We start from the raw sequence: 10608 nt of genomic DNA, 5'->3' as shown, positions 1-10608 counted from the left end.
GTTTGACGGGATCGAACCCAGCGAAATTCTAGGTATTCTTCATTGTATGGATATAAAGATCTATGATTATAAAAAGAATGAATGCCTGACCTTAGCTGGTGAAACGCTCTCCAAAATCGGTATAGTTTTGAGCGGGAATGTTTCCTCCACCAAAGAGACGGTTTCCGGGAACAGGGTTTTAATCAGTGTTCTCGGCCCCGGAGAAATGTTCGGAGAAATGGCCGCCTATTCCGGTACAAAGTCCTGGCCGGTCACAGTCATCGCCCAATCGAACTGTGCGGTGATGTTTTTTCCTCAGGACAAAATTGTCGGCTGCTGTGAGAAAGTATGCATCAGCCATAAGAAATTGATCATGAATATGCTGAAAGTCTTATCGAACAGGGCATTAATGCTTAATAAAAAGGTAGAATACCTTTCAATCAAGAGTCTCCGGGGCAAGATCAGCGCCTACTTACTCGATGAATATGAGAAGGCAGGCCATCATACATTTCAGTTAAACCTCAACCGAAATGATTTGGCCGATTTCATCAACGTATCCCGCCCTTCCCTTTCCCGTGAACTCTGTAAAATGCGAGACGAAGGGATGATTGATTTCCACAGTACAGCGGTTAAAATAAAAGATTATGAAGTTTTAAAAAAATTCAGCGAATGAAGTTGTTGACCTGAAGGAGTGTTGTGATGACGAAGGACACCTTTGCAAGAACATTTGGCTTCGATGATTATGGCCATATGCTTACAAGTACAACGACTGTCTTTAAAGACAACGATACTGGTACTTGCTGGAATATCACCAAGCTTTCGCCGGATAGATTTCTTACCTGGGATGATGCTGAAATCGGGGACGACCGGGTTGAAGTATTCTTGACAGAAAATGAAGCTCGGGCTTATCTGAAACGCCTAAGAGACAATCAAAATATTCTTGCCGATTTCAAGTAGCTTTGCTATAATAGCTTTGTTACAGGGAGTAGCTTAATACTCAAGGCCGTCATTACGGACAGATGATGTCCCGGTCCTGAGGCAACTTGGTTGTTAGCGAGACTTTAACTTTGGTTAAAGTCTCTTTTTATTTTGCTTTTAAGGTTAACGAAATTGGTCTCCGTGATTTTAATGAAATTAAATAAACTTAATTGAAAGGTGTGAGATAAGTGGAAATACTAGGTTTATCTATTACTCAGTTCTTAACAAGCCTATTATCTATTGTGATGATTGACCTTGTTCTAGCCGGAGACAATGCGATTGTCATTGGGCTTGCCTGTCGCAATTTACCCAAAAACCTTCAAAATAAAGCGATCTTTTTGGGAACCGGGGGGGCTGTCATTATCAGGATCCTGGCTACAATTGCCATTGTATGGCTTCTTCAAATCAAAGGTCTGATGCTAGGCGGAGGCATCCTTCTAATATTTATCGCCTTTAAACTGTTGTCCAAACAGAAAGACCACGACAAAGTAAAATGTCAGGATACTTTACTTTCGGCTGTTTGTACAATTATCATTGCCGACGCAGTCATGGGTATCGACAATGTCTTGGCAATTGCTGGAGCTTCTCATGGAAGCTATATCATGGTCGTACTTGGCTTAATGATCAGCATACCCATTATGGTATTCGGCAGCAAGTTAATTATTAAGCTAATGGACCGTTTTCCGTTTATTATTAGTCTGGGTGCAGCCATCATTGCTTTTACTGCAGGAAAAATGATTACCAGTGAGCCTTTGCTTGCAAACTTTGTAAGCGATCCGGTACTTAAATATAGTTTGATTACTTTGGTTACTGCCGGAGTTTTGCTTATTGGACAATGGAAGAAACAAAAAAACTGCTCGGCAAAGTAATAGCTTAAAAAATTTTGCTTGTGTTCTGAGGAACATCGTAAAAAGCAAACTTAATTGTTAAAACGATTCTCTTATTGACACTTTCCCCGATAAACTATACGATTAAAATGGTTGGAAACGTAGGAGGATCAGAAGAATGAAATTTAAACAAATCTGTTCTGCCACCTTGATTACAGGACTATGTCTGATGCTTGTATCCGGCTGCAATGCTCAACAAACTGCGACTATAAAAATTGGCGGTAATTTTGAGTTGACCGGAGAAATAGCCGCGTTTGGAATCAACGGTGAAAACGGAGCTAAGCTTGCCATTAAAGAAGCAAATGAAAAAGGCGGCGTACTTAAACGCCAAATTGAATACATCAGTACGGACAATCAGTCCAATGCTGCCGAATCAACCGCAGCGGCCACCAAACTGGTTACACAGGATAAAGTCATTGCGATCCTTGGTCCGATGACGAATGCGGATACGCTTGCAGCAATCCCTGTTGTGTCCGCCAACAATGTGCTGCTGATTACGCCGACCGGCACAGACGAAAGCATTACCGTCGGCGATGCCGGGTTGAACAAATGGGTGTTCCGGAGCTGCTTTATCAACGCTTTCCAGGGAAGAATCGCTGCTTCCTATGCGCTGAACACACTGAATGCGTCCAAAGCTGCGCTGATGATCGATCAGAACGGCACCTTTGCCAAGAGTTTGGCAGCAGGTTTTCAGGATACTTTTGAAAAAGCGGGCAAACAAATTATTATTTCTAAAGAATACACTTCCGGCCAGGATACGGATTTTCGGGTCATGCTTGCAGAAATCAAAACTCAAAATCCTGATGTGATCTTTATCCCCGGATGGGCCAATCAAGCCGGGGTGATTATGAAGCAGGCCCGTGAAATGAAATTTGACACAGTCTTCCTTGGCGGTGATGGCTGGGGAACAGGGCCGATTACTGACATTGCCGGCAAAACCGCACTGAACAGTGCTTATTATGTGGACCAGGTCGCTTTGGATGATCCGGGCCTAGCAGACTTTGCAGCTGCTTACAAAAAGGAATACGGTCAGGATGCTGATATGTTTGCCGCACTTGGCTACGACGCTGCGAACATGATCATCACAGCCATTGAGCAGGCGAACAGCATAGATACGGAAAAGATCAGAGAAGCCCTCGAAAACCTGACAGATTTTCAAGGAATCACCGGTACAATCACCGTGAATCCCGCAACCCATAATCCTGAGAAAAGCGCTGCCATCCTGAAGTTTGTGGAGGGCCAAAAAGTATTTGCTGCACGCGTGGATGTTCAATAAAGCAAATTACCGAACGTGATTAAAGATAGACGCATGAAAGAAAGCAGTGTCTCTATGCTTTTATGCTTCTATTTTTATGTAATTTTTTTCCTGTTTCTTTCAACAGTTGTATTTAACTTCCCTGTTTTCCAGTTATGTGCTAAAATGTTTAGATAGGTTTGATTATGTTTGATTAGATATTATAACGATTGCTTCATTTATTATCATTTATAAAAATAAATAAATGATATGAAGCGGTTTTTGTCATAATAAAATAGTAAACGCGATAAAAAAGGAGAATCATTGTACATGTCAAATTTTTTTGAAATAGGCCTCAGTAATGTACTGACCAAAGCTATTTCTGAAATGGGCTTTGAAGAGACCACACCGATCCAAGAGAGAACGATCCCGCTTGCCCTGGAAGGCAAGGATATTATCGGGCAGGCCCAGACCGGAACAGGCAAGACAGCTGCTTTCGGGATTCCGATGATTGAGCGTATGAATCCTGACAGAGAAAGTATCAAAGCCCTCGTGGTCACACCAACCCGGGAACTGGCTATCCAGGTAGCTGAAGAACTGAACCGTATTGGTCAGTTTAAAGGTGTCCGGTCCCTGCCAATTTACGGCGGACAGGATATTGACCGGCAGATCCGTTCTCTGCGAAACCGGCCGCAGATTATTGTGGGGACTCCCGGACGGCTGATGGACCATATGAGAAGAAGGACCATCCGTCTGCAACAGGTTGAAACGGTTGTGCTTGATGAAGCAGACGAAATGCTCAGTATGGGTTTCGTGGAAGATATTGAAAGCATTCTGAAGGAAGTTCCCGAACAAAGGCAGACGCTGCTTTTCTCGGCAACGATGCCAAAATCCATTCTGGATCTGGCCCAGCGCTTTATGCAGACTCCGGAATTTATCAGTATGAGAACCAAAGAAATCGTCGTCCCTCAAATCGAGCAGTATTACGTGGAAGTCCAAGAAAAGCAAAAGTTCGATGTACTCTGCCGCCTGCTGGATATTCAGTCTCCTGATCTGGCCATTGTCTTCGGCCGGACAAAGCGGCGGGTCGATGAGCTGTTTGAGGCTTTAAGCAAAAGAGGTTATTCCGCCGAGGGAATCCACGGCGACCTTACCCAGTCCAGGCGCGATATGGTTATGCGGCATTTTAAAGAAGGTTTAACGGAAATTCTGGTTGCTACGGACGTCGCGGCCAGAGGTTTGGATATTAGCGGCGTTACGCACGTCTATAATTTTGACGTTCCGCAGGATCCTGAGAGCTATGTCCACAGAATCGGACGTACCGGCCGAGCCGGCAAAGGCGGACAAGCGATTACATTTGTTACGCCCAGAGAGATCGGCCATTTAAGACTGATTGAGCAGGTCGCCAAAAGAAGAATTACGCGCAAGCCTCTGCCGACCTTTAACGACGTACTTGTCGGCCAGCAGCGCATGACCATGGATAAAATTCTTAAAGCTGCTGAGGACGAAGATATTTTACGCTACAAGGAAATGGCGGAAGAATTGTTGGAGGACAACGATTCTATCACTTTGTTATCCGCTGCGCTGAAACTACTGACGAAGGAGCCAAATACGGCTCCGATCGTGCTGACCGAGGAAGCGCCTTTGCGTAGTAGGCAGCCCCGCAGGTTTGACCAGCAGCAAGGATTCCACCGAAACCGCGATAACAGCAAATACCCTTCAAGGTTTCCGAAACGGAAATTCTAAACGCATATACCCATAAGGTGGTTTACAATTTATAAACATTTTGGCAGCAATTTAAAAAAATCCTTTCCGTTTTTAGCGGGAAGGATTTTTGCGATTTATTCAAGAACAAATGACAGAGTTTAGCCATTAATGCCTCCAAAGCTTTGCATCATAGTCTTCTATTGGAAACGCTTTGGCCCCTGTCTATGCGGATGATCTGATCCCCCAGCAGTTCTGCTTCAGTAAGATCATGGGTAACCAGAACAAAAGGAATTTTCCACTGGCTTTGGATTTTCTTTAGTTCCTGCTGCAGTTCGCTTCTTATTTCCTGATCAAGCGCCGACAATGGCTCATCAAGTAGCATGATCTCCGGTTCGGTCATTAATGCCCTGGCCAAAGCGACCCGTTGCTTTTCTCCTCCTGAAATATGCTGCGGATAACGGTTCTGAAGGTGAAGGATGCCAAGCATTTCCATCATATCCTCAGCGGCCCGCGGTTTGGCATGACGCTTTTCCTTGCTTACCCCGTATAAGATATTCTTTCTGACCGACATGTGAGGAAACAAGGCATACTCCTGGAATACGTATCCCACCCTTCTCTCTTTTGGAGGACAATCAATCTTATTCTCCGAGAAGTAGACGATGCGGTCGTTGATTTGAATGATCCCCTGGGAAGGAGTTTTCAGTCCGGCCAGGCATTTTAAGATCGTCGTTTTTCCCGAGCCTGAGGGTCCAACAAGGACAAGTATTTCATTCTCAGCTTCTAGTTCGGCCTTAAGCTCAAAATGGCGAAGCGTTAAATTAAATTTAGCCTTTAGCATCTTACTTACTCACTCCCCTCTTCCTGAATCAATCCTTTTTGCTGCCTTTTTGACCAACGGTTCAGCCAAAAGATCACTAAAAAGCTGAATGCCGTCATGATCACAACCAGGATCATCGCCGTTGCAGTATCCCCGCCTTCATTGGCCATATAAATCGCAATCGGCATGGTTTGTGTTTTTCCGGGAATATTGCCTGCGATCATGAGTGTGGCTCCGAATTCTCCAAGAGAACGCGCAAAAGATAGGATGAACCCCGAGACAATACCCGGCCAGGAAAGCGGGATTGTGATGGTAAGAAAAACGCGCAGCTCACCTGCACCCAAGGTACGGGCAGCATTCTCCAGCGTTCTATCGACTCCCTCCATTGCAGCTTTCGTCGATTGGTACATCATAGGGAATGACACTACAGCCGCAGCAATGACTGCACCTGCCAGATTGAACACGACGCTGACATGAAAAACACCGGCCAGAAATTGACCTAAAGGTCCATTCTTACCGAACAGCCAAAGAAGAATAAAGCCAACGACCGAAGGAGGAAGAACCAACGGCAGAGTGACAAAAGCCTCTACCAGATCCTTCCCCGGAAAATTTCGTCTGGCCATATGACCGGCTAAAGGGATCCCCAACAAAACAACAATAATAACTGCTGCCGTTGCGACTTTTAGGGATAAGATAATTGGTGTGTAGTCAAAGCCCATTAGCGTCTCTCCTAATCCGACAAAACAAATATCCTCATGCACAGTACCCTATCAAATCAAATATGAAATACATGACAGCGGATTTTAAGCAATACTGCGTTAACATACCGCTCCTTTACTGCTAAAAATCTGCCCGCATGATTTTGATAATTTGACATCTTTATTATTTATTTTGGGCAAATATTATCATAACCTATTATTTAGATATAAAACAACTAAATATTTATCATGCTGTCAGATTCCATCGAATATTTATTAATGATTCTTTCTTATTTAATTATTTTAAAACCATATTTCACAAAAATCTGTTGAGCTTCGCCACTGCTTAAGTAACTTAAGAAATTCTTCGCTTCCGTCAGATTTTTGGTACCGGCAATTACAGCTGCAGGATAAACAATGGCGCTATGGCTGTCAGCCGGCGCAACTGCAACGACTTTTACTTTATCGGATCCCTGAGCATCAGACTGATAGACAATACCTACATCAACGTTTCCGCTTTCCACGTATGTCAGTACTTGGGTGACATCTTTGGCCATCACGAATTTAGCTTGCAGCGTGCTCCATAATTTCATACTGGTCAAGGATTCCTGAGCATATTTTCCTGCCGGTACACTGTCCGGGGTACCGATGCTGATTTTATCTGCCTTGGTAAGATCCTGGAAACTGGTGATACTTTTGTTATCTTTTCCTGTGATCAGTATAAGATCATTTCCAAGCAGGTTCATCCGGGTACCTTCCGCTAAAAGGTTTCCTTTTTCCAATGCATCCATTTGTTTTTTCCCTGCTGAAATAAATAAATCGGTTGGCGCACCTTGCTCAATCTGCTGCTGCAAAGAACCAGATGAACCATAGTTAATCGTCAGATTAATCCCCGCGTTTTTGGCTTCATATTGTGTTTCTATTTCTGTCATGGCATCTTTTAAACTGGCCGCTGCTGATACAAAAATCTCTTTTTTCTCGACCGGAACAGTTCCGTTTTGTTCATTACCATTTGCTGAGCTACCCGAGCTACTGCAGCCGACAAGTACCAAACATGCAACCAAAAGCATAATCAGAATTCCACCAAACTTTTTCATTGAATTTTCCTCCTAAAGATAAATGATATAATTTTTTCCCCTTATGGCTACCAAAGATAAGCAAATACAAACCAGCTTAAACAAGCATAAATAATTATATACCATATAATTTAGCTCTTCAATATTAATCATAAACTAATATAAACCAATAAAACAACTTAACATAACCTAACATTCCATTGCTCCTTGTTTTATGCTTGGTATATATACGTTCTAATGCGCCTGAATCTGTATAATAGGCGTAATTCTTTTCATCTGTGCAACTCCAAACTCTCCCATGATTCGTATTGTTTTGTTCATTTATTTTGAGTACTGTTTTGTCCTGTGATATAATAAAACAATCATATTTAAAAATTGGGGTGACCGGCATTGCTCGCAAGCACTTCCTATACTCCTGAAGAAGTAGCCCAGAAACTTAAAATATCCAAGTATACCGTCTATGAATTGATTAAACGCGGGGATCTTGCAGCATACCGGGTTGGACGTAAGGTAAGAGTAGAGGACAAGGATATCGAAGCCTATATTCAGAAAAGCAAAGGTGCCTCAATGACGACCGACGTTTTTTCTTATTCTTTCTCTGATCGTTCAGCAGAGCCAGTCCGCGCTTTGGATCTCTCTCTATCGGATACGATTGTTATTTGTGGTCAGGATGTCATTCTGGATATTCTTACCCGTCATCTCCTGAAACAATACCCGAATATCAAATTTTTAAAAAACTATATCGGAAGCATTGATGGCCTTCTGGCGCTTTATAGAGGCGAGGCCAACATTGCAGCGGTTCATCTTTGGGACAGTGATGCTGATGATTATAATCTTCCATATATCCGAAGACTTATGCCCGGACATCAGGCTATTGTGATTAACCTTGCCTATCGTCGAGAGGGTTTTTACGTCCCTCGTGGTAACCCCAAAAATATCATATCCTGGAAAGACCTGACCAGACCGGATATCCATTTTATTAACCGTGAACGCGGCTCGGGGGCCCGTGTCCTTCTTGATGAAAAACTGCGCATGGAAAGTATCCCGCACCACATCATTAATGGCTATTACGACGAAGAAATGAGCCATATGGCCGTGGCCAGCAAAGTTGCGCGGGGAGAAGCCGATCTTGGACTGGGTATTGAAAAAGCCGCTATGCAGGTGTTAGGGCTTGACTTTATTCCGCTGCAAACGGAAAGATATGACCTCGTGATACGCCAGGAAGACCTGACTAAACCGCACTTCCAGACCCTACTGGCCATTATCCGTTCTGAGGCCTACCGCAAGGAAGTCAAGGGATTGGGCGGCTATGATGTCTCGCGGATGGGCGAAATAATGGAGTAGCCAAAGCATATAAACAAGCAGGATCGCGAAAGCGGCCCGCGAAAATATTATGTATATGTGGCTCTTGGTGGCAATCAGCCGGTAAAAATTTCATAGTATAAAGTGAGAAGGGGCGCAACCGAAATAAAGATTTTATTTCGTTACGCCCTCTCCCCATGCTAATTATTTATGCTAATTCCTTCAAACATTGCAGACTTGCACAAAATACGTAAGCAAACTTTAGTGGTAGCAGCGTTAAGTAAACAGGAAGCCTAAGCGTTAAAACATTTCAACGGTTGATGGCCACGGATGGCCTAATGTCGCGGTGCCATGGATAGCAAGGAGCGACGACTTACATTAAGCCCAGAGGTTTTGAAATGTTAGCGTGGCTTCCTGTTTATAGCTGCGATAACGTGTGAGCGATGTATTTTGTGCGAGGCTGCAACAGCCCAAGAAAAAGTTTAAGACGCACTTCAAAATTCACTAGACATATGTCGTATTGTTATCCGGCTACTCCAGCTGAATAGCCGCTCCGACTGTCCCCGGTCCTGTATGGGCACCTATTACGGCTCCAACCTGCGCGAACATCTCCGCCGGTTTTTGAAAAGCATTCTCCAGTTCTTCTTTCAAATATAGTCCTGCCTGGGGAGCCGATCCATGCGCAACGGCAAATTTGATATTTGTCCTTTTCCCAGCAAAGTCCTGAAAAGCCTTGACAATGCTTTTTAAGGCCTTCTCCTGACTCCGGACTTTGCCAAAATTCTGGTAAATTCCGTCATCGCCTACCCGGATTACCGGTTTGATATTCAGCAGTGTCCCCATAAACCCGGATACCCTGCCAATTCTTCCGCCTTTTTGGAGGTATTCCAGCGTATTTAAGGTGAAAAGCGTTTCAACACTATTTCTGGCCTGTTGAAGCTTATCCAGAACTTGAATCGATCCCAGACCCTCTTTGATGGCCTTGGATGCCTCCATTACCATCAAGCCCAAACCGAGGCTTATGGTCTTAGAATCCACAAGATGAACGGCACCTTTTATTTTCTCTTTGGCCAGATGGGCCGCGTTCAAGGTACCGCTTAAGCCGGAAGAAATATGAATAGAAATAACCTCCTGATATTCTTCAAGAAGCATCGAGTATAACGAAACAAACTGTTCCGGGGAAGGCTGAGAGGTTTTTGGAAGCTCTTCTTCCTGTTCTAGACACCGATAAAATTCTTTAGGGCTAATTTCTCCATCCACAAAACTTTTTTCCCCAAATAGAATTTTAAGAGGAATAACATGGGCCAGACATTTTTTTGATAGCTCGTCCGGCAAATCCGCAGTGCTATCAGTGACCAAAGCAATTCTTTTCATACTTCATCCTACTTTCTTTCTTGAAACTTCTGACTTAAGTCGTTTGCCGCGACGTTAATTCCACGTATACTGCGTTGGATTCTTCTGAAGTATTCAGTTCATTCACCCATATTCTCAGGATATCGCCCGCTTTTAAATCACTCAGATTAATGCTGGTCTCCTGAGCGCCATCTGCGCCCGTTCTACTGAAAATCGGGGTATCTTCAGCAATGATAATTGTATAGTTCATACCGGTCGCCTCGTCATTCATTTCCGGTGCTGACGAGGTTTCTACACGCGTATTTCCTTGTTCCGGCGGAGCTGCTTTCTGCTCGCTTTGTGAAGAATCCGAAGATTGCAGTTCTGTGACGATCAGCTGTTTTTTACTCACACTGACCACTTTTCCGAGTAAATCCATTTGCCGGGTTGGCCGGACTCCCTCGGTCTGTGTACTTTCCGTCTGTGCTATTGCCGTATCGTCCGTTGTCGTCGAAAAAGTACTTGCTGAACACCCTGTCAACATAATCAGTAAGGCAACAAGTCCCACAACCAATAACTTCTTTTTCACTCACAAATT

The 10608-nt window shown here is 43.9% G+C and carries 11 protein-coding genes; 6 read left to right on the top strand and 5 right to left on the bottom strand.

Annotated elements, in window-relative coordinates:
* The 5 genes from NC238_06605 to NC238_06585 form a co-directional block, all read left to right on the top strand.
* Positions 1-652: Crp/Fnr family transcriptional regulator (locus NC238_06605; protein MCM1565608.1), on the top strand; the 652-nt coding region annotated here is incomplete at its 5' end.
* A gap of 26 nt (positions 653-678) precedes the next feature.
* Positions 679-936 carry a hypothetical protein gene (locus tag NC238_06600; protein ID MCM1565607.1) on the top strand — a complete coding sequence of 86 codons (258 nt, stop codon included), beginning with the start codon at positions 679-681 and terminating at the stop codon, positions 934-936.
* Positions 937-1202: 266 nt separating this feature from the next.
* Positions 1203-1826, top strand: a complete 624-nt coding sequence (locus NC238_06595) for a TerC family protein (GenBank protein MCM1565606.1) — start codon at positions 1203-1205, stop codon at positions 1824-1826.
* Positions 1827-1962: 136 nt separating this feature from the next.
* Positions 1963-3120 (top strand): ABC transporter substrate-binding protein, encoded by a 1158-nt coding sequence (locus NC238_06590; GenBank protein ID MCM1565605.1) that lies wholly within the window; start codon positions 1963-1965, stop codon positions 3118-3120.
* A gap of 288 nt (positions 3121-3408) precedes the next feature.
* The gene (locus tag NC238_06585; protein MCM1565604.1) at positions 3409-4824 is read left to right on the top strand and encodes a DEAD/DEAH box helicase; all 1416 of its coding nucleotides are present in this window, start codon (positions 3409-3411) and stop codon (positions 4822-4824) included.
* A gap of 148 nt (positions 4825-4972) precedes the next feature.
* Here NC238_06585 and NC238_06580 read toward each other — a convergent pair whose 3' ends face one another.
* The 3 genes from NC238_06580 to modA form a co-directional block, all read right to left on the bottom strand.
* Positions 4973-5623, bottom strand: a complete 651-nt coding sequence (locus NC238_06580) for an ATP-binding cassette domain-containing protein (GenBank protein ID MCM1565603.1) — start codon at positions 5621-5623, stop codon at positions 4973-4975.
* A 5-nt stretch (positions 5624-5628) separates the two neighbouring features.
* Positions 5629-6321, bottom strand: a complete 693-nt coding sequence (gene modB / locus NC238_06575; protein ID MCM1565602.1) for a molybdate ABC transporter permease subunit — start codon at positions 6319-6321, stop codon at positions 5629-5631.
* A 269-nt stretch (positions 6322-6590) separates the two neighbouring features.
* Positions 6591-7397 (bottom strand): molybdate ABC transporter substrate-binding protein, encoded by an 807-nt coding sequence (gene modA, locus NC238_06570; protein MCM1565601.1) that lies wholly within the window; start codon positions 7395-7397, stop codon positions 6591-6593.
* 369 nt (positions 7398-7766) lie between these two features.
* On the opposite strand from modA, the gene NC238_06565 reads away from it, so the two are divergent.
* Complete coding sequence (locus NC238_06565; GenBank protein ID MCM1565600.1) at positions 7767-8720, top strand: helix-turn-helix transcriptional regulator; 954 nt, start codon at positions 7767-7769, stop codon at positions 8718-8720.
* Positions 8721-9209: 489 nt separating this feature from the next.
* On the opposite strand, the gene NC238_06560 is transcribed toward NC238_06565, so the two are convergent.
* Entirely contained in the window at positions 9210-10052 is an 843-nt protein-coding gene (locus NC238_06560; GenBank protein MCM1565599.1) for a DegV family protein, read from the bottom strand.
* A 34-nt stretch (positions 10053-10086) separates the two neighbouring features.
* Complete coding sequence (locus NC238_06555; GenBank protein MCM1565598.1) at positions 10087-10599, bottom strand: hypothetical protein; 513 nt, start codon at positions 10597-10599, stop codon at positions 10087-10089.
* Positions 10600-10608 lie beyond the last annotated feature (9 nt).

The sequence above is a fragment of the Dehalobacter sp. genome, from assembly GCA_023667845.1.
Classification (GTDB): domain Bacteria; phylum Bacillota; class Desulfitobacteriia; order Desulfitobacteriales; family Syntrophobotulaceae; genus Dehalobacter.
This window is presented reverse-complemented; position numbering and strand designations above follow the sequence as displayed.